Source organism: Micromonospora noduli, assembly GCF_003264365.1.
Classification (GTDB): Bacteria; Actinomycetota; Actinomycetes; order Mycobacteriales; family Micromonosporaceae; genus Micromonospora; species Micromonospora noduli.
The window spans coordinates 42,310-60,969 of the sequence record NZ_PYAK01000003.1 but is presented as its reverse complement, the minus strand read 5'-3'; the positions used below and the strand labels follow the sequence as shown (position 1 = coordinate 60,969).

The 18,660-nt window shown below is 70.6% G+C and carries 17 protein-coding genes; 10 read left to right on the top strand and 7 right to left on the bottom strand.

Annotated features, from left to right (window positions below; genetic code table 11):
- Positions 1 to 31 precede the first annotated feature (31 nt).
- Both cobA and GUI43_RS03230 read left to right on the top strand, forming a co-directional pair.
- Positions 32 to 1,273 (top strand): uroporphyrinogen-III C-methyltransferase, encoded by a 1,242-nt coding sequence (cobA, locus tag GUI43_RS03235; RefSeq protein ID WP_112697960.1) that lies wholly within the window; start codon positions 32 to 34, stop codon positions 1,271 to 1,273.
- A gap of 159 nt (positions 1,274 to 1,432) precedes the next feature.
- Positions 1,433 to 2,719, top strand: a complete 1,287-nt coding sequence (locus GUI43_RS03230; protein WP_146765855.1) for a hypothetical protein — start codon at positions 1,433 to 1,435, stop codon at positions 2,717 to 2,719.
- 48 nt (positions 2,720 to 2,767) lie between these two features.
- Here GUI43_RS03230 and otsB read toward each other — a convergent pair whose 3' ends face one another.
- The 3 genes from otsB to GUI43_RS03215 form a co-directional block, all read right to left on the bottom strand.
- Positions 2,768 to 5,332: a trehalose-phosphatase gene (gene otsB, locus GUI43_RS03225; protein ID WP_112584176.1), complete on the bottom strand. Its 2,565-nt coding sequence runs from the start codon at positions 5,330 to 5,332 to the stop codon at positions 2,768 to 2,770.
- Between the two features lie 41 nt (positions 5,333 to 5,373).
- Complete coding sequence (locus GUI43_RS03220) at positions 5,374 to 6,774, bottom strand: alpha,alpha-trehalose-phosphate synthase (UDP-forming) (RefSeq protein ID WP_030333449.1); 1,401 nt, start codon at positions 6,772 to 6,774, stop codon at positions 5,374 to 5,376.
- A 142-nt stretch (positions 6,775 to 6,916) separates the two neighbouring features.
- A complete protein-coding gene (locus GUI43_RS03215) occupies positions 6,917 to 7,579 on the bottom strand; it encodes a hypothetical protein (RefSeq protein ID WP_112584126.1) in 663 nt (220 codons plus the stop codon).
- A 208-nt stretch (positions 7,580 to 7,787) separates the two neighbouring features.
- Between GUI43_RS03215 and ettA the strand changes: the two genes are divergently transcribed.
- The 4 genes from ettA (at position 7,788) to GUI43_RS03195 (ending at position 11,373) form a co-directional block, all read left to right on the top strand.
- Positions 7,788 to 9,464, top strand: a complete 1,677-nt coding sequence (gene ettA, locus GUI43_RS03210; protein ID WP_112584177.1) for an energy-dependent translational throttle protein EttA — start codon at positions 7,788 to 7,790, stop codon at positions 9,462 to 9,464.
- Positions 9,465 to 9,476: 12 nt separating this feature from the next.
- Positions 9,477 to 9,923, top strand: coding sequence for an acyl-CoA thioesterase (locus GUI43_RS03205; RefSeq protein WP_112584127.1), 447 nt, complete (start codon positions 9,477 to 9,479; stop codon positions 9,921 to 9,923).
- On the top strand, positions 9,920 to 10,657 hold the full coding sequence (locus GUI43_RS03200; RefSeq protein ID WP_112697958.1) for a DUF8185 domain-containing protein: 738 nt from the start codon (positions 9,920 to 9,922) through the stop codon (positions 10,655 to 10,657). Before GUI43_RS03205 ends, GUI43_RS03200 begins: the two co-directional genes overlap by 4 nt.
- 131 nt (positions 10,658 to 10,788) lie before the next feature.
- A complete protein-coding gene (locus tag GUI43_RS03195; RefSeq protein WP_030333460.1) occupies positions 10,789 to 11,373 on the top strand; it encodes a type III secretion system chaperone family protein in 585 nt (194 codons plus the stop codon).
- A gap of 21 nt (positions 11,374 to 11,394) precedes the next feature.
- Here GUI43_RS03195 and GUI43_RS03190 read toward each other — a convergent pair whose 3' ends face one another.
- From GUI43_RS03190 to GUI43_RS03180, 3 genes are all read right to left on the bottom strand, one after another.
- Positions 11,395 to 11,823 (bottom strand): globin, encoded by a 429-nt coding sequence (locus GUI43_RS03190; protein WP_112584129.1) that lies wholly within the window; start codon positions 11,821 to 11,823, stop codon positions 11,395 to 11,397.
- Positions 11,824 to 11,946: 123 nt separating this feature from the next.
- Complete coding sequence (locus GUI43_RS03185) at positions 11,947 to 13,332, bottom strand: MFS transporter (protein ID WP_112697957.1); 1,386 nt, start codon at positions 13,330 to 13,332, stop codon at positions 11,947 to 11,949.
- A 233-nt stretch (positions 13,333 to 13,565) separates the two neighbouring features.
- Entirely contained in the window at positions 13,566 to 14,558 is a 993-nt protein-coding gene (locus GUI43_RS03180; protein WP_482805329.1) for a mechanosensitive ion channel family protein, read from the bottom strand.
- 403 nt (positions 14,559 to 14,961) lie between these two features.
- Between GUI43_RS03180 and GUI43_RS03175 the strand changes: the two genes are divergently transcribed.
- Positions 14,962 to 15,498 (top strand): HNH endonuclease, encoded by a 537-nt coding sequence (locus GUI43_RS03175; protein ID WP_030488239.1) that lies wholly within the window; start codon positions 14,962 to 14,964, stop codon positions 15,496 to 15,498.
- Between the two features lie 12 nt (positions 15,499 to 15,510).
- On the opposite strand, the gene GUI43_RS03170 is transcribed toward GUI43_RS03175, so the two are convergent.
- The gene (locus GUI43_RS03170; protein ID WP_112584132.1) at positions 15,511 to 17,106 is read right to left on the bottom strand and encodes a DUF6194 family protein; all 1,596 of its coding nucleotides are present in this window, start codon (positions 17,104 to 17,106) and stop codon (positions 15,511 to 15,513) included.
- 3 nt (positions 17,107 to 17,109) lie between these two features.
- On the opposite strand from GUI43_RS03170, the gene GUI43_RS03165 reads away from it, so the two are divergent.
- Genes GUI43_RS03165 through GUI43_RS03155 form a run of 3 tightly spaced genes read left to right on the top strand, consistent with a single transcriptional unit; the run spans position 17,110 to position 18,638 of the window.
- Positions 17,110 to 17,928 carry a MerR family transcriptional regulator gene (locus GUI43_RS03165; RefSeq protein ID WP_112584133.1) on the top strand — a complete coding sequence of 273 codons (819 nt, stop codon included), beginning with the start codon at positions 17,110 to 17,112 and terminating at the stop codon, positions 17,926 to 17,928.
- Positions 17,929 to 17,952: 24 nt separating this feature from the next.
- A complete protein-coding gene (locus GUI43_RS03160) occupies positions 17,953 to 18,231 on the top strand; it encodes a type II toxin-antitoxin system Phd/YefM family antitoxin (protein ID WP_170158668.1) in 279 nt (92 codons plus the stop codon).
- Complete coding sequence (locus tag GUI43_RS03155; RefSeq protein WP_112584135.1) at positions 18,228 to 18,638, top strand: type II toxin-antitoxin system VapC family toxin; 411 nt, start codon at positions 18,228 to 18,230, stop codon at positions 18,636 to 18,638. Before GUI43_RS03160 ends, GUI43_RS03155 begins: the two co-directional genes overlap by 4 nt.
- Positions 18,639 to 18,660: the final 22 nt, after the last annotated feature.

The following is an 18,660-nucleotide window of genomic DNA, read 5'->3' as shown; positions in this document are numbered from 1 at the left end:
GCGAACGAGCCGTCCGCCTCGGTGGTGCGGCGTGACCTCCAATCCGTACCCCCTGGGTTTGCGGCTGCACGGGCGGCGGGTGGTCGTGGTGGGTGGCGGCGCGGTCGCCACCCGGCGCGTACCCGCGCTGCTGGACGCCGGTGCGGACGTCCTGCTGGTGGCCCCGGAGCTGACTCCGGCGCTGCGTGCCCGGGCCGACGCGGGTCGGCTGCACTGGGTGCCGCGCCGGTTCGTGCCCGAGGACCTGGACGGCGCCTGGCTGGTCCAGGTCGCGGTCGACGACCCGATAGCGGCGGCCTCGGTGAGCGCCGTCGCCGCCGAGCGGCGGATCTTCTGTGTCCGGGCCGACGACCGGACGGCCGCCACCGCCTGGACCCCGGCCGTGACCCGGCACGGCCCGGTCACCGTGGCGGTGCTCGGCGGCGGCGACCCGCGCCGGGCGATGACGGTTCGCGACGCGATCCGCGACCTCCTCGCCGTCCGCCTGGCACCGGACGGGATCGCTGGCCGGCCCGACGCTTCCACCGGGACGACCGGTGGGCAGCAGGCCGGGCGGGTGGCGCTGGTCGGGGCGGGGCCGGGTGACCCTGAGCTGATCACCGTGAAGGGCTGGCGGCTGCTCACCGAGGCTGACGTGGTGGTCGCCGACCGACTGGTGCCCGGGCTGCTCCTCGACGAGCTGCGCCCGGACGTCGAGCTGGTGGACGCCTCGAAGATTCCCTACGGTCCGTCCCGGGCCCAGGAGGAGATCAACCAGATCCTGGTCGACCGGGCCCTGGCCGGCGCCTTCGTGGTGCGGCTCAAGGGCGGTGACCCGTACGTCTTCGGCCGCGGCGGCGAGGAGCTGCTGGCCTGCGCGGCCGCCGGCGTGCCGGTGACAGTGGTGCCCGGGGTGACCAGCTCCATCGCCGCGCCGGCCGCGGCCGGCATCCCGGTCACCCACCGGGGGGTGGCGCACGAGTTCACTGTGGTCTCCGGGCACCTGGCACCCGACGCGCCGGCTTCGCTGGTGCGCTGGGACGCCCTCGCCGGTCTGCACGGCACCCTGGTGATCCTGATGGGGTTGAAGAACCTCGCGGCCATCACGGCCACCCTGATCGCCCACGGTCGGTCGCCCCAGACGCCGGCCGCAGTCGTCCAGGAAGCCACCACCGGCACCCAACGGGTCCTGCGGTCCACGCTGGGCGCTGTCGCGGCCGACCTGAGTGCGGCCGACCTACGCCCGCCCGCCGTCGTCGTGGTGGGCGATGTGGTGGGCGCGCTCGACGGCTGACACGTGACCGGACGCGGCGGTGACCCGTTCGGCGGCGGACCCGGGCTTCGGAGGGCACTGACCCGGTAGATCTTGGACGGTTTCCGTTGACGCGTAGCGGAAACTGTCCAAGATTGCCAGCTGCGGCGGTTGTCGGTCGCTGTGGACACAATGTCGCTCATGCTCACCCTGAAGGACCCTCACGAGACGTGGCGAACGGAACTGCTCACCCCGGTCGCGCTGCGATGTGGGCGTCCCGGCCTGACCACCAGCTTCGAGGACCTTCCCTCGCGATGGCGCGATGCTCCGGTCCGGACTCTGAGGTGCGCGGACGCGGACGGCTCCTGGGCCGTCCTGGTCACCGTGGTCCGTGGCTATCGCCAACAGCCGGGCGACTCGCTCGTCGGCAATGAGTTCGGCCGTGACCCGCACACCGGCTACAACCTGGACTCGCCCGGCGACCTGGTGTACGAGCTGCAGGTGACCGAGGACGACGGGTCCGACGAGCACGAGCTGCTGGCGTTCCGGCTCTTCGGCGACCCGCAGACGGCCGGGGCGGAGGCGCTGCGGTGGGCCGGGAAGAAGGCGGCGTACTCGGTCAGCCCGTCGGTCGAGCGGGCCGAGATGCGTCAGCGCCGGGACCGTCGACAGTTCGACAACCGCCAGGCCAGTGCGGCATCGCCACTGGTCCGGGTCGGCGTGGTGTCGGACGAGGCCGCCGCCGACCTCGACGCCCTCGATGCGTCCTCGTTGTGCTGGCACTTCCCGCGCGGGAACACCGGCGCCTACCTGCGGTCCGCGGTGGTCGCACTGGCCGGCTACGGCGAGCAGCGGTCGCACCTGCGGGGCCGGTGGCTCACCGCACGGGTCGAGGGTGAGGAGTTGGTCGTCGGCATCGACGACCTGATCCCGGCCAACCAGCGGCACCGCTGGGACAACGCCCGTTGGCTGTGGGACCGCCGAGCGGCGAACACCCCGGCAGGGCTTCGCTGGCAGGTCGATCGGGTCGAGCAGGCCGCCCCTGCGGTAGCGGCCGTCCGCCGTGGCGCGTTGCCCGAGGCGCTGACCAACGCCGGGGTGGAGACGGATCCGGAGCTCGACGCGTTGCTGACCGGGGTGCCGTACCGGCTCTCCGACGCCGAACTCACCCCGACCTGGGTGGCGAACCTGTACCGCGGTCTCGCCGACCTCGCGCCCTGGCGGCTGGACGCGGCGTACCGGGGTTGGCGTGACGCCCGACAGGCACAGGGGCTTCCGGTCCAGGACTCGGTTGTCCTGTTCGGCCTCGGCGGCGTCGGCGCGGCCCGTAAACCGAAGCTCGCGCTCGACCACACCGGCGACGCCCCACTACTGCGCCTGATCCACACCGGCAGCAGCGCGGTGCTGCCGTACGCGCACTGGACGGTGCCCACCGACCTCGGCGCCCGCCTGTACGGGTGGCAACCGAGCCTGCCGTACCCGCAGTGACCAACGGGGCCGGAGCATGCGCTCCGGCCCCGTCACACGAGCTGTCGACTACTGCTTGAGCATGTTGTCCAGCAGCAGGGCGCAGCGGATCAGACCGAGGTGGCTGTACGCCTGCGGGTGGTTGCCCAGGCCGCGCTCGGCGAGCGGGTCGTACTGCTCGGGGAGCAGCCCGGTCGGGCCGGCGGTCAGCACCATCTGCGCGAACAGCTCCTCGGCGTCGGTGCGGCGGCCGGTGCGCAGGTACGCCTCGATCAGCCACGCCGTGCAGATGTGGAAACCGCCCTCACGGCCGGGCAGGCCGTCGTCCCAGTGGTAGCGGTAGACGACCGGGCCGCTGCGCAGGTCCGCCTCGATCCGCAGGACGGTGGACAGGAAGCGCGGGTCGTCGCCCGGGAGCAGGCCGGAGAGGCCGATCCAGAGCGACGAGGCGTCCATGTCCTCGTCCCCGTACGCGACGCTGTACGCCTCGACGTCGGAGTGCCAGCCGTGCTCCAGCACGTTGGCGCCGATCCGGTCGCGCAGGTCCTTCCACTCGGGCCGGTCCTCGCCGCCGTGCTCGCGCATCACGTGCAGCGCGCGGTCGACGGTCATCCAGCACATCACCTTGGAGAAGACGTGGTGCCGGGGTGGCAGCCGGGCCTCCCAGATGCCGTGGTCGGGCTCGTGCCAGCGGCGGCGGACCGCCTCGACCATGTTCTCCAGGACCCGCCACTCGTCGTCGCGGACCGAACCGCGAGCGTCGGCGACGGCCGCGATCAGGTCGGCGATCGGGCCGAAGACGTCCAGCTGCAACTGGTGGTTGGCGAGGTTGCCGACCCGGACCGGCCGGGAGCCGGCGTACCCGGGCAGCGTGTCGATGACCGCCTCGGCGCCCAGCTCGTAGCCGTCGATGGTGTAGAGCGGGTGCAGGCGTTCCGGGTGCCCGCCGGTGCGCTCGATGCAGCCGTCGACCCAGCGCAGCAGCGCCTCGGCCTCCTCGACGGAGCCCAGGTCGACGAGTGCGCGGGCGGTCAGCGCGGCGTCGCGCAGCCAGCAGTAGCGGTAGTCCCAGTTACGGACGCCGCCCAGCTCCTCGGGGAGCGAGGTGGTCGCCGCGGCCAGGATCGAGCCGGTGGCCTCGTGGCAGAGCCCGCGCAGGGTGAGGGCGCTACGCGCGACCAGGTCCCGGGCGGTGGACGGCAGCCGCAGCGAGGCCACCCAGTCCTTCCACGGCTGCTCGGCGGCGGCCTGCCGCTCGTGGATCGGCACCCGGTGGTGCTCCAGGCTGTGCGTGCCGAAGCGCAGCTCCAGCACGACCTGCCCACCGGCGGCGGAGAGGTCGACGATGGCCTTGGCGGTCTCGTACCCTCCGTCGTTGCCGACCTCCCACTCCACGCCGGGGGCGTAGAGCGCGACCGGTTCATTGGAGCCGAGCACCAGCAGGCCGTCGCCGAGCGGCTGCAACTGGACGGCGACCTGGCCGAACTCCGGCCTCGGCGCGAACTCCACCTTGGCCTTGCCACTGCCGGTCAGCACCCGGACCAGTGTCGAGTCGCCGGTGATGACCGCCGGGCTGTCGTCCGGGGTGGTCTCCCGGGCCGGCTTGTCCAGCCAGTCGGTGACGGTGAGCCCGGACCAGCGGGTCTCCACTGTCATCGTGCCGGAGCGGTAGCGCTGGCCCAGCGGGATGCCGCCACGTTCCGGGGCAACGCTGAAGTGGCCGGCCGGGCTGCCACCGACCAGGTCGGCGAAGATCGCCGCCGAATCGGGCTTGGGGTGGCAGAGCCAGCTGACCTTGGCCTCGGGGGTGAGCAGAGCGACGGTACGACCGTTGGCCAGCATGGAGTGCCGTTCGATCGGCACCGCCCGCTCACCGAACAGCCAGTGCCGCCGGGTCTCCAGCAGCAGTGCCAGCGCCCGGGCGGCCTCCAGCGGGTCGGCCACCCGGTAGCTGGCCTGGGTGTCGCCGGGGCCGATCTTGATGCCGAGGTCGGGACCGTGCAGGTGGGCGAACCCGTTCTCGTCGGTGATGTCGTCACCGATGAACAGCACCGCGCTGGAGGCCAGCTGGGTCCGCAACTGGTCGAGTGCGGTGCCCTTGTGGGTGGCCACCACGGAGAGTTCGATGACCTCCTTGCCCTGGGTCACCGTGACGCCGTCGAAGGTGGCCGGACCGTTGCGGACCGCCTCGATGGCGGCGGCGGCGATCTGCGGGTCGACCCCACGGGTGTGCATCGCGACGCTCGCCGGTTTGCGTTCCAGCCGGATACCCGGGTGCTGGGCGGCGATCTCACGCAGCGCGTTGCGGACCTGGGTCCGCACGGCGACCAGCTCGGGGGAGAGCCGCTCGACGAAGCCGATGTCGAACTCGGAGCCGTGGCTGCCGACGAGGTGCACCTCGCTGGGCAGCCGCGAGAGCGCGGCCAGGTCGCGCAGCGCCCGACCGGAAACCACCGCCACTGTGGTCTGCGGCAGCGCGGCGAGCGCGCGGACCGCGGCCACCGACTCGGGCAGCGGGACGGCCGTGCTCGGGTCCTCCACGATCGGCGCCAGCGTGCCGTCATAGTCGCAGGCGACCAGGAGCTGGGGGACCCGGGCGATCCGGCCGATGGCGGAACGCAACTCAGGGTCCATGACCCCGGTGGCGATTGCCGCCCCATCGTTGACGGGCGTGTTCACTCGGCCTCCGCCTCGGGAACTCCGAGCTCCGAGAGGAAAGACTTGGCCCAGTGGCCCACGTCGTGGGTACGCAGGTGACGTTGCATTGTCCGCATCCGGCGGCGTGCCTCGGTTTTCTCCACGTGCACTGCCCGGAGGAGGGCGTCCTTGACCGCGTCCGGGTCGTGCGGGTTACACAAAAATGCCTGGCGAAGCTCGGTGGCGGCGCCGGCGAACTCGCTGAGTACGAGCGCGCCACCCTGGTCGGCACGTGATGCTACGTATTCCTTCGCCACGAGGTTCATTCCGTCTCGCAGCGGGGTCACCATCATCACGTCGGCAGCAACGTACATCGCCGCCAGCTCACTGCGACTGTACGACTGATGGAGGTAATGGACCGCCGGCACGCCGACCCTGCCGAACTCGCCGTTGATCCGGCCGACCTCGCGCTCGACCTTCACCCGTAGTGCCTGGTAGTGCTCCACGCGCTCGCGGCTGGGTGTGGCGACCTGAACCATGACCGCGTCGGGAACTGTCAACTTTCCGTCAGCCAGCAGCTCCCGGAAGGCCTTGAGTCGCAACTCGATGCCCTTGGTGTAATCCAGCCGGTCCACGCCCAGGATTATCGTCTTCGGGTCGCCCAACTCGGCGCGGATCTGCTTGGCCCGCGCCTGGATCGCCGGATCGGCGGCCATCCGCTCCATCTCCTGGGTGTCGATCGAGATGGGGAAGGCGCCCGCCTTCACCTGCCGACCGTCGACCTGGATCATCTGCCCCTCGTAGCGCAGCCCGAGCAGGTGCCGGGCCAGCCGGACGAAGTTCTGCGCGGCCAGCCGCTGCTGGAAACCGACCAGGTCGGCGCCGAGCAGACCGCGAAGGATCTCGGTACGGAACGGCATCTGCATGAACAGCTCGATCGGCGGGAACGGGATGTGCAGGAAGAACCCGATCCGCAGGTCCGGGCGAAGCTCACGGAGCATCGCCGGCACCAACTGGAGCTGGTAGTCCTGCACCCAGACCGTCGCGCCCTCGGCCGCCACGTCGGCTGCGGCCTCCGCGAACCGGGCGTTGACCAGGCGGTACGCCTCGCGCCACCGGCGCTTGTAGGCCGGCGTCTCCACCGCGTCGTGGTAGAGCGGCCAGATCGTCGCGTTGGACTGGCCCTCGTAGTAGCGCTCCAACTCCTCGGCACTGAGCGGGACCGGGTGCAGCCGGATCCCCTCGAGGTCGAACGGCTCGGGGGCGGCGCCGGTGCCACCGGCCCAGCCGACCCAGGTGCCCTTGTGCTCGGCGAGTACGGGATGCAGCGCGGTGACCAGCCCGCCAGGGCTACGTCGCCACTGCCGGCCCTCGGGTGTGCTCACCTCGTCGACCGGCAGACGGTTCGCCACTACGACAAAGGAGCTACGGACGGTCACGATCGGCCACCTCCGGGTACTGACGGGTCCACCGCGATGAGCGTACTGAGCGTAGCTGCGGCGTCTTGTGCCCCGTGCCGGAGTCTCCTACCCGCCTCGGTGCGACCGAATCCTAGAGGTGATCTTGTCGACAGCCCGCGGGTCAGAGGTCGATGATCGGCCATTCCTTCGGCAGCACCTCGCCGAGCAGCTCCCGTCGGTCCGTCATGATCGGTGTGATCGCCCGAGCCGCCTCCATCGCAGCCTGGGCCAGGTCCATGGCCGGCACACTCCGCGACCACAGGCCCAGCGCAGCCGAGCAGTCCGCAGTCACGGCCGTGACCTGCGTCGGGCGTAGAGCGGCAAGGAGGCCCAGCACCCACCATCCCTCTTGAGGAACTTGTCGGTAGGCGCTGGCCAGGCATCCCGCCGGGACGACCACCGTCAGTCGGCGATCAGAGGCCACCGCGATTCTGGCGGCGACATCCTCATCGCCACCCGCGAAGGCCAGCACCGCCGGAGTGTCCAACACGAATGCTGATCTGCCAGGAGTCAACGCCGGTTTGTCCGGCATGCCCGCCCTGGGTCCTGCGACGAGAGCACCCAGTTCCGGTGTGATCAGCTGCAGCGCCGCGTTCAACACCCGCCCGGCCCGCTTCAGGTGAGCCGGAGAGAGTGCGAAGCCCGCCTGCCGGAGTGTGCGCAGGATGCGCTCGTCGGTCATGTCATTTCGTACACACTCCGTCACAAAGGCTGATATGTCGGGTTCCTCGGCCAGCCGGTCGGCCAGTTCGTCCGGCAGCTCGATGACGAACTCGGTAGGCATCGAGTCACGATAAAAGCGGACTGCCGAGCGGCAAGGAGGCGCGCCCGCGTACTCCTGGGGCGGGGTGATGTGGGCGAAGCGCGCCGTACCTGTCAGGATTGACGATGGCGTGCGCGCGGCCGGCTCCCGGCCGGCAGCGGCGGGCGGTCCTCGCAGCCCGCGCCGCGCCGCCGATCAGCGACAGCAACCGACGGAGGTAGCCCGCACCGTGGCCCAGTACATCTACGTTCTGGAAAAGGCGCGCAAGGCGCACGGCGACAAGGTCGTGCTCGACAACGTCACGTTGAGCTTCCTGCCGGGAGCCAAGATCGGTGTGCTCGGTCCGAACGGCGCCGGTAAGTCCAGCCTCCTCAAGATCATGGCAGGGCTGGACAAGCCGAGCAACGGCGAAGCGCGACTCATGCCCGGCTACACCGTCGGCATGCTCGCCCAGGAGCCCCCGCTCAACGAGGCCAAGACCGTGCTCGGCAACGTCGAGGAGGCGGTCGCCGAGACCAAGGCCAAGCTGGAGCGGTTCAACAAGATCGCCGAGCAGATGGCCACCGACTACTCCGACGAGCTGATGGAGGAGATGGGCAAGCTCCAGGAGGAGCTTGATCACCTCGACGCCTGGGACGTCGACTCCAAGCTCGAACTGGCCATGGACGCGCTGCGCTGCCCGCCGCCGGACGCCGACGTGACCCAGCTCTCCGGTGGTGAGCGTCGCCGGGTCGCGCTCTGCAAGCTGCTGCTGGAGGCGCCCGACCTGCTGCTGCTCGACGAGCCCACCAACCACCTGGACGCGGAGAGCGTCTCCTGGCTGGAGCAGCACCTGGCGAAGTACGCCGGCACCGTCATGGCGATCACCCACGACCGGTACTTCCTCGACAACGTGGCCGGCTGGATCCTGGAGCTGGACCGCGGCCGGGCGATCGGGTACGAGGGCAACTACTCCACCTACCTGGAGAAGAAGGCCGCCCGGCTGGCCGTCGAGGGTCGCCGCGACGCCAAGATGAAGAAGCGCCTCACCGAGGAGCTGGAGTGGGTCCGCTCCAACGCCAAGGCCCGGCAGACCAAGTCCAAGGCCCGCCTGGACCGGTATGACGAAATGGCCAACGAGGCGGAGAAGACCCGCAAGCTCGACTTCGAGGAGATCCAGATCCCGCCGGGCCCGCGCCTGGGCAGCACGGTGATCGAGGCGGTCGACCTCAGCAAGGGCTTCGGCGACCGGCTGCTGATCGAAAACCTGTCGTTCTCGCTGCCGCGCAACGGCATCGTCGGCATCATCGGCCCCAACGGCGTCGGTAAGACCACCCTGTTCAAGACCATCGTCGGGCTGGAGGAGCCGACCGGCGGTCAGGTCCGGGTCGGCCCCACCGTCTCGCTGTCGTACGTCGACCAGAACCGTGAGGGCCTCAACGGCGACAAGACCGTCTGGGAGGTCGTCTCCGACGGGCTGGACTACCTGATGGTGGGCAAGGTCGAGATGCCGTCGCGGGCGTACATCGCCGCGTTCGGTTTCAAGGGCCCGGACCAGCAGAAGCCGACGAAGGTGCTCTCCGGCGGTGAGCGCAACCGGCTCAACCTGGCGCTGACCCTGAAGATCGGCGGCAACGTCATCCTGCTCGACGAGCCGACGAACGACCTGGACGTGGAGACGCTGTCCAGCCTGGAGAACGCGCTGCTGGAGTTCCCCGGCTGCGCCGTGGTCATCTCGCACGACCGGATGTTCCTGGACCGCGTCGCCACGCACATCCTGGCCTGGGAGGGCGACGACCAGGATCCGTCAAAGTGGTTCTGGTTCGAGGGCAACTTCGAGGCGTACGAGAAGAACAAGATCGACCGCCTCGGTGCGGAGGCCGCCCGGCCGCACCGGGTGACCTACCGCAAGCTGACCCGCGACTGACCGGCCGAGAAGGTGTCTGACCGCTTCGTCTACCACTGCACCCTGCGCTGGTCCGACCTGGACGCGTACGGCCACGTCAACAACTCGCGCTTCCTCACCCTGTACGAGGAGGCGCGGGTGGCGTTGATGTTCGCCGGGGGTCGGGCCTGGGGCGTCGGCTCGTTCGCCGACGGGGTGGTGATCCGCCGGCACGAGGTCGACTACCTGCGCCCGGTCGACTACGCGCTCGGCCGGGCCACCGCGGAGGCGGCACCCACAGTGCGGATCGAGCTGTGGGTGGAGGAGATCCGGGCCTCCCGGTTCACCGTCGCCTACGAGTTGTACGACGGTGAGGTGCTGGCCAGCCGGGCCCGCTCGGTGCTGGTGCCGTTCGACCTGACCCGCCAGGTGCCGCGGCGGATCACCACCGAGGAACGGGACTTCCTGCTCACGTACGCGCCGCAGGGCGGTGTGGCGTGACCCGGCCGGGCACCGCCGAGCCGGGCCGGACGGCGGCGTCCACCCACGGTGTCGCCGGGGTGGCGGACGCGGGCGCCTTCCTGGCCCGGCTGGTCCGGTTGGATCCGGTCGCGCCGGTCCGGCTGCGGCCGGCCGGCGCACCGGGCCGGGTCGCCCTGTGGGCCCGGCTGCCGTGGCAGGTCCTGGTGGTCCGCACGGTTGCCGGTGGGCCGGACGACGGCGTCGCGGAGGACGTCACTGTGGCAGCCGCGGAGCTGCTCGCCGAGCTGGAGCGGGGCGGCACGACCCTGCCGACCCGCCGGGACGCCCAGTGGCGGTGGCCGCTGCCGCCGACGCGGAGCCGCCAGGTGGAGGCGCTGCCCGTTGCCGAGTTGCGACGGATCGCCGACGCGGCGGCGGGCACCCTGCGGACGGCGAGCGAGCAGGGTGTGGCCGGCCGTGCCGTGGGCCAGCGGGCCCTGCGTGACGCGTTGCTCGACCACGTGGCGGTGCTGATCACACCGGACGGGACGCCCGCCGCGCCGGTCGAGGTGCCGCAGCGGCTGGTGCAGGGGGTGGTCCGGATGGGCTTCCTCGGCGCCGCCCACGGCTCAACGGCTGACGAGGGCGGGAACGCCGTTCAGGTGCGGGTGGCCGGTCGTTGGGTCGGCCTGGTGGGACCGCACGGAGCGGCTTGGTTGCAGAAGGCCACGGATCTTGCCGTGACACCCCTGAGCGCTCGTCCGAACGGATGACCCCGGATCATTCTTCTGGTCAGGGGCGGTCGTTGGGGGGGTGCTTCAACCCGGCTGTCCGGGTACCGTCCATCCTCGGATCCAACGCACCGTAGGCGACTGGATCCGCTGGGGAGTGAGGTGCGCGAGCGATGCCGTGGTGGTCATGGCGCCCCGGTCCCGCCGACGGCGGCGATCCGGAAACCCGAAGCGGGATCACAGTCGATAGCGCGGTCCGGATCGGGCCGCCCAGTCCTCGCCAGCCCGGGGACGACTGCCCGTCCAACGAGCGGCCCGTGCTGACCGAGATGCCCGCCACCGTCGAGCCGGTGAGTCTGCGCCGGGTCTGTGACGCGCTCGATCTGCTCGACGTGCGTTACCTGGCCGACGGCGACGGCAACCTGCTGGCGATGTGGGAGCGGCACGCGGTGCTGGTCACCCTCGAAGGGCCGGAGGACGAGATCCTGGTCATGCGGGCACGTCCGCACGCCACGGTCCCGCCGGACTGGGCCGACCGGGCGTACCGGGTGGTCAACGAGTGGAACCACACCCGCCGGTTCTGCAAGGCGTACATCGGTGACCCGACCGAGCGCGGTCAGCTACCGATCTACGCCGAGCTTCAGGTGCCCCTGGGTGCCGGCACCCACGACGCGCTCCTGGTCGAGATGCTCGACTGCGGCGCGGCGGTCGCCACCAGCTTCGTGGACTGGCTGCACGACGAGGGCGCGCTGCTCTGACGCCGCTCCGGGTGGGGTGGGTCAGCCGGCGTTGGCCGGGTCGTCCTCGACGTTGACCATGAAGTACGCGGCCCGCTCCAGGTAGTCCCAGAGGGTGCTGGCGATCTCCGGCTCAAGGTCGAGCCGGTCCACGGCGCGGCGCATGTTCCGCAGCCAGGCGTCCCGTTCGGCCGCGCCGATCCGGAACGGCGCGTGGCGCATCCGCAGCCGCGGATGCCCGCGCTGAGCGGAGTACGTGTTCGGCCCGCCCCAGTACTGCATCAGGAACAGGGTCATCCGGTCCGCGGCCGGGCCCAGGTCCTCCTCCGGGTACATGGGTCGCAGCAGGGGGTCGGTGGCGACGCCGGCGTAGAACTCGTCGACCAGCTTGCGGAAGGTGGGTTCGCCGCCGACCGCTTCGAAGAGGGTCATCGACGCACCGGGACGGTCGGATTCACCTGCGGAAGTCACCGTTCCATCCTGCCAGGTGCGTCCGGTGCCGACCCGACCCGCACGGCGTGCGTCGGATCACGCCGGGTCGACAACCCCGAATATGGGGCACCCGGCCTGCTCGGGTGGGGGCCGGTTCGACTGTCAGGTGACCGCGTGCCGGCGGTGGCCGTCACCGGCATGCGGGTCGGACGTGCCTTCCACCGGGCGGTCGCTGGTCGGGTCGCCGAGCCCGGAGGGTGGCGGATCGGCGTTGGCCAACGAGGCGGCGGTGATCGCGTCGTCCACCGTCTGCCGGTCTGGCCAACGCAGCGTGGCCACCGCCATCAGCGCCACCCCGGCTGCGCTCCAGACCCCCACCACGATCGGAATGGGGAACCGTTCGGCGAGCATGCCGGTGACCAGCACCGCGAGGCCCTGGATGACCTGTATGCCGGTGGCCATCACCCCGAAGGCGCGGGCTCGGAAGCCGTTGGGCAGCGCCTGGACGAACAACCCGTTGGCCATCGGCATCATGCCGGCGACTGCGAACCCGCAGAGCGCGGCGAGCAGCGCTACCACCAGCGGCGGGGGGTCGAGTAGTACCGGTACGAGCATCAACGGGGCGATCACCGCGAGCGGCCGCATCAGCTTCAGTCGGCGAGCCGGCCCGAACAGGCGACTCACCAGCAACCCACCGAGGATGAAGCCGACCGGGTTTGCCACCATGATCGCTGCTTGTGCGGTGCCCGCGCTCACCGCGCCACGGCTCTCGTCGTTGGCCCAGGCTGCGGCCAGACCCTCGGGAACGATCGAGAAGAGCATCGAACTGAACACCAGCACCGCGATGGCCCGCAGCACCGGTGTGCGGAACACGATGCCGAACCCCTGCCGGGTCTCCTGCAACAGGTGGCTGCGGTGCTCCGGGTTCATCACCGCCGGGCGGTGACGCACACCGAGGCGAACCAGCAGCGCCGAGAGACCGAACGTGACCGCGTTGAACAGCAGCGCCGCCTCCGGGTCGACCGCGGCGACAGCGGCGCCGAAGACGTACCCCACGACCTGGGCGGCCTGCCCGACGCTGCTGTTCAGCGACAGCCCCAGCACCAGTCGGTCCCCGGTGAGCAACTGCGGGATCAGCGCGGACTTCGCCGCCTGGCTCGGTGGGTTGGCCAGCGTGGCGGCGAAAATGAGCACCAGCACCGCCTGGTACGGCAGGCCCGGAATGGCGATGAGCAGCATCAGCGCCATGCGGATGATGTCGCATGCCACCATCACCCGTCGGAACGGGTATCGCTCCGCGAGTGCGGCGAGCACGGGACCGCCGAGCAGCCAGGGCAGGAAGCTGACCGCGAAGGCAGCCGCGGAGAGCGCGACGGACCGGGTCTGCTGATAGACGAGCAGAGTTACGGCGGCCTTCGCGACATAGTCGCCGACCCAGGAGAGAGCGCCAGCCACGAACACAGCCCGGAACTCGCGCTGGGCGAAGACTTCGCGAAATGTGGCGGGGCCTTCCGCGGAAGGTCGCTCGTCAGGCACCGTCGCCTCCATCGGCCCCGGCTCGGCCGCTCGTGGCAGCCCGGCCGGAAGCGCTCGTCAGATCTACGGATCAGCGAGGATGTGATCACGCTTTGGTGGGAACGCGTGCTCCGGATTCTGCCCGATCGTCTGACAACTAGCTAGGTCGAACGGGTCGTTCGTCGCCTCCCCGACTGAACGAACGGACGATACCCGAGGGGCCGGCCGGCTCGCGACCCCTGAATTGCCGGACAGTGTCGGCGGTGTCAGGTGGCGCCGCCCTGACCGGTCTCACCCTCGGGCAACGGACGGGTCGACAGACCGGGATAGATGCGGGCCGCAGCGATCTGCGCGGTGATCCCCGAATTTTCCAGCGCCTCGGCGAGACGCCGACGCAGTTCCCGGCCCACCGCGAACTGCCCGTCCGCTGTGGTCTTCACCACGGTGCGGATGACCGCGCCGTCCACCGTCACCTGCTCGACACCCAGCACCTCGGGCGCCTCCACGATCTCCGGTGACAGCTCCGGGTCCATGGCGATCGAGGCGGCAGCGGTCCGGAGCACCGCCGTGGCCTCCTCGGTGCTGTTGAAACCGATGGGCAGGTCCACCACCACGAGTGCCCAACCCTGGCTCTTGTTGCCCACCCGGATGATCTCGCCGTTGCGGATGTACCAGAGCACACCGCGGCCGTCGCGCACCGTGGTGACCCGCAGGCCGACCGACTCGACCACGCCCATCGCCTCGCCCAGGTCGACGTTGTCACCCACGCCGTACTGGTCCTCGATCAGCATGAAGAGGCCGGCGATCAGGTCCTTCACCAGGCTCTGCGCGCCGAAGCCCAGCGCGACGCCAGCGATCCCCGCGCTGGCCAGCAACGGAGCCAGGTCGAAGCTGAACTCGCGCAGGATCATCAGCAGCGCGATGCCGAAGACGAACGCGGTGGTCAGGCTGCGCAGCACCGACCCGATCGCCTCGGCCCGCTGCCTCCGTCGCTCGGGCACGAACTCGGCCGGGTCGACCGCGGCGGTGGGCACCCGTTCGCGCAGCGGCCGCAGCATCGTCGGCACCGCACCGTCGGTGGTCGTCCGGACCAACCGGTTGATCGTCCGGTGCAGCGCCCAGCGGGCCACCATCGCCAGTGCCAGGATCAGCAGCACGCGAAGCGGTTTGAGCAGGATCCAGTAGCTTCCCTCGGCGAACCAGGCCGACCCGGTGATCCGGTAGATCCACTCGCAGGAGGTGCTGCCCTGGCAGCTCACCGAGACGGCGTCGGGCAGGGCTAGGGGCGTCACACTGGCGGCACTCACTCTGTCTTCGTACCGCAAGGGGCCCGAGCGCCCGCCGCCGACCCACCGGCGGGACGCCACAGCTCGCGCTCGCGGCCGCCGATTCGATCAGGCGGCCGGCGCAGGTCCGGTACCGGTGAGACCGGCGGCGGGGGTGTCACACGTCAGCGTCCGCCCAGGCTGGAGCAGTTGCCCGTCCCGACGTGGGTGATCCGCTTACCAGAAGAGAGATTAGTACGTGCAATCCGGGGTCCGATCAGGGACTATTGGCGCAACGGACGTCGGTGATCGGCCCGGCGTCGACCGTGTGGGCCCCTGTGCCCGGCCCCGGTCGGCGGCGGTCCCCAGCAGCCGCTGAACCGGGAGGGTGAGCGCGATGCCTGACATACGACCCACGGTGGGCTCCGGCGCGCTGGTCCTCAACGCCACCTACGAGCCGCTGTGTGTCGTGTCGGTGCGTCGCGCCGCGATCCTCGTCCTCTCCGCCAAGGCGGTCTGCGTCGCCGACGGTGACGGCATCCTGCACAGCGCCCGGGACGCGCTGCCGGTGCCATCAGTGGTCCGGCTGACGCGCTTCGTCCGGGTGCCGTACCGAACGCATGTCGGGCTGTCCCGCCGGGCGATCTTCGCCCGGGACGGGTGGCGGTGCGCCTACTGCCGGGGCCCGGCCGAGACCATCGATCACGTTTTTCCGCGCAGCCGCGGTGGCCGGCACGCCTGGGAGAACGTGGTCGCCGCGTGTGCCAGGTGCAACCACACCAAGGGCGACAAGACCCCGGCCGAGATGGGTTGGCGGTTGCACGCGTTGCCGGCGCCGCCGAAGGGCACCGCCTGGCGGGTGCTGGGCCACCGCGCCCCGGACCCCCGCTGGGCCGACTGGCTGGACCTGCGGGAGCCCGAGGCAGCCGCCTGACCACGGGCGTGGTCAGGCTCCGGGTTGCGGGCGGATTGCCCGGCGCGCTGCGCGTTCGTGGCGGTCGACCGCTCGGCTGTAGGCGATCGCGAGTAGCCGGTCGATCTCGGGCAGCAGTTGCGGACCGGGCATGACGATGCTGGCGAAGCCGTACTGTGCGTAGCCCGGGTGCGGCACGAGGGTGTCCAGTCGGGCGAAGTCGAACTCGTGCCGGTGCTCCTCGAACGCCTTGGGCGGGAAGCCGAACAGCCGCTCGAACTCGGCCCGGCCCAGGTCCAGGTTGAGGCGGAAGACGCCGGGGCGGTCAAGCTGTGCGGCCTCGTCGAAGCCGGGCACGTCGTGCTCGACGATGGTGGCGAACGGCTGGCGGCGGTCCGGGCCGACGAAGAAGAACCGGTCGCCCCGGGCCGCCTCAGGTGATCCGTTCTCCTCGGTCGCCACGACCTGCTCGACGCCGGGCAGTGCGGCGATCCGATCGGCGAGCACGGCCGTGTCGACACCGGTCGGGACGTGCAGGACCGCGTCGGCGTGTTCGATGGTGGCCTGGTCCAGCGGGAAGTAGCGGTAGTCGTGCGTTCGCTGCTCGGCCGCTGCGATGTCGGATGTCGGCAGGTACCGGGGAAGGCTGGTCTCCTGCTGAAGTCGGCCCTCGTAGGTCGAGGCGGCGGGCGGCCCGATGCCGAGTGCCGGGCTCGCGCCGAGGCTGCCGGCGATCACCGCGTACCGGTCGCCCAGCAGCGACGCGATGATGGCGCCGGCGCCGGCCCATGTCACCTTCGTGTCGGCCAGCGTCATCGTGCTCAGGTGACGCTGGAGGTGCGTGTTGTGCGCGAAGACCAGTGTGGGCCCGCGGTGTGCCTCGGCCGATCGGATCGCGAGCAGGTTCTCGGCCATCAGCGCGTCCCGGACCGCGGCCAGGCGGGCGAAGCGTTCCTCCTGGGCCAGTGGTGCGGCGGCTGCGGCGTGGTAACGCAGCAACGCGACAGCGGCCGTGGCGTGCACGAACGCGGCCCGCCAGCCCGCTGACTTCCACGGTGCCCGCAGGTACAGCTCGGTCAGCAGGTCGTCGGCGAGCACCCGCAGTCGCTGGGCGTTGATCGAGCGCCCGACCGATCTGCCGGGTTCCCAGATCGCGGCCGTGTCACTCCACAGCACCTCGTCCCCGATCAGGTCGTCGATCTCGGCAGCCCGGTCCAGGTTGAGGAACTGGCAGACCTGGATGAGGTGGTGTCGCGGGCTCGGGGCGCTCTCCAACTCCACCGGGGCGTCGAAGCCGTGGAACGTCAGGCGCTCGGCGACCGGCCGTCCGGCGTTCCACTCCCGCATCCGCAGCAGGAGGTCGCGGTTGGCCGGGGCCGCTCCGAATCCGTGGCTGAACCCTTCGGCGAGGGCCCGGTCGAGCGTCACAGCGGCGACGCCCTGCACGAAGTCGTCGGCGATCAGCCCGGCCGTCCGGTCGCTCTCCAGGGCGATCGAGCGGTAGCCGTGCTCCGCCAGCGACAGAAAGGCCTCGTTGCGGAGCTGGAGGAAGGCGGACTCACCGTGCGTCGGCTCGCCGAGCGCGAGCAGGTCCGGGGATACCGCCAGCAGGTCGAGAAAAGGTGGCATTCCATGAACCGTATCGTTGAACCGGCGGTTGAGACCTACGAGCGGTGGAGCGCGGTGACAGGCACAAAAGCTTCAAACCCAGGGGTACGCCGACCGGTCGACCTCGCGCGCGCCCACGGCCTCTCCGCGCAGGCCGTGCGCAACTACGAACGAGACGGCGTCCTGCCGCCGGCCCAGCGCACGCCGAACGGCTACCGTCGCTTCACCGAGCTGCACGTCAAGGCGCTGCGTGCCTACCTCGCGTTGATCCCGGGCCACGGCTATGCGGCCAGTGGCGAGATCATGAGGGCCGTCAACCGGGGTGAGATCGACACGGCGTTGCGCACCATCGACCAGGGCCATGCCCTGCTCCAGCGCGATCGGGAAACTCTGGACGCTGTCGAGGCGGCGGTGGCGACGCTCACCGGAACGAGACCGCAACCGCAGAGCCAGAAAGCCGTGCCGATCAGCGTGCTGGCTCACCGGCTCGGTCTACAGCCGGCCACGCTGCGCAAATGGGAGCGGGCCGGGGTGCTGCGGCCGGTACGTGACCCGGTGACCCACTACCGGCTCTACCTGCCCGACGATGTCCGTGACGCCGAGCTGGCCCACCTGTTGCGCCGTGGCGGGTACCGGCTCGACCACATCGCCGGCGTGCTGCGTCGAGTGCGCGACGCTGGCGGTGCCGAACCGCTCGCCGCCTCGCTGCGCCAGTGGCGGCAACGGCTCACCGAGCGAGGCCTGGCCATGCTCACCGGGGCCGCCGGGCTCGCCGAGTACGTCGACGCTTGTCAACCACCGGCACGCGCCTTGACCAGCGAGGCGAATAGGCTCGCAGTGTAGAACATTTAGTTCTACACTGTGTTCGTGGAGCGTATCGGGGTCCGAGAGCTGAACCAGAACACGAGTCAGGTCCTGGCTCGGGTGAGTGGTGGTGAGACGGTTGAGATCACCGATCGCGGGCGCCCCGTCGCCCGACTCGTTCCGGTTGGCGACGACAGGTCGGTGCTGGCCAAGCTCGTGGCGGCGGGGCGGGCAGTCGCTCCAACCGGCGGTGGTCCTGTCCCGCTTCCGCCAAAGCTCGGCGCTGAGGATGTGGACGCCGCCGCCACGCTCGCCGAGATGCGGGACGAGGAGCGCTGGTGATTTATCTCGACTCCGCCGCAGTCGTCAAGCTGGTTCGGCAGGAGGCTTGCAGCGCTGACCTCGTCTCCTGGCTCAACAGCCACGGAGACGTCCCGCTGGCCTCCTCCGCCCTCGTCGAGGTTGAGGTGCCCAGAGCGTTGCGCCGATCAGCCCCGCAGGCGTTGATCGGAGTGCCGGCAGCCGTCGGACGCCTCTTCCGGCTGGAGATCGACAGCACTGTCCGCGCGACCGCAGCTGCGTTCGCCGAGCCCACGCTACGCAGCCTCGACGCTATCCACCTCGCCACGGCCCAGGTTCTGACAAACGAGTCCGGAACGGCACTTATCGCGTTCGTCAGTTACGACCGGCGACTGCTCGACTGTGCCAAGGCCGCAGGGTTGCCCGTGGCAAGCCCTGGCCAGAACTGACCCCTGGTTCCGAACTGCCCGC

What these genes read in the sequence shown, in the direction of transcription:
- GUI43_RS03215 (WP_112584126.1), bottom strand. Translation starts at nt 7,579, where the DNA reads ATGCCTACCGAGTTCGTCATCGAGCTGCCGGACGAACTGGCCGACCGG.
- GUI43_RS03165 (WP_112584133.1), top strand. Translation starts at nt 17,110, where the DNA reads ATGAACCGTATCGTTGAACCGGCGGTTGAGACCTACGAGCGGTGGAGC.
- GUI43_RS03195 (WP_030333460.1), top strand. Translation starts at nt 10,789, where the DNA reads ATGCCGTGGTGGTCATGGCGCCCCGGTCCCGCCGACGGCGGCGATCCG.
- GUI43_RS03170 (WP_112584132.1), bottom strand. Translation starts at nt 17,106, where the DNA reads ATGCCACCTTTTCTCGACCTGCTGGCGGTATCCCCGGACCTGCTCGCG.
- otsB (WP_112584176.1), bottom strand. Translation starts at nt 5,332, where the DNA reads ATGGACCCTGAGTTGCGTTCCGCCATCGGCCGGATCGCCCGGGTCCCC.
- GUI43_RS03230 (WP_146765855.1), top strand. Translation starts at nt 1,433, where the DNA reads ATGCTCACCCTGAAGGACCCTCACGAGACGTGGCGAACGGAACTGCTC.
- GUI43_RS03185 (WP_112697957.1), bottom strand. Translation starts at nt 13,332, where the DNA reads ATGGAGGCGACGGTGCCTGACGAGCGACCTTCCGCGGAAGGCCCCGCC.
- GUI43_RS03175 (WP_030488239.1), top strand. Translation starts at nt 14,962, where the DNA reads ATGCCTGACATACGACCCACGGTGGGCTCCGGCGCGCTGGTCCTCAAC.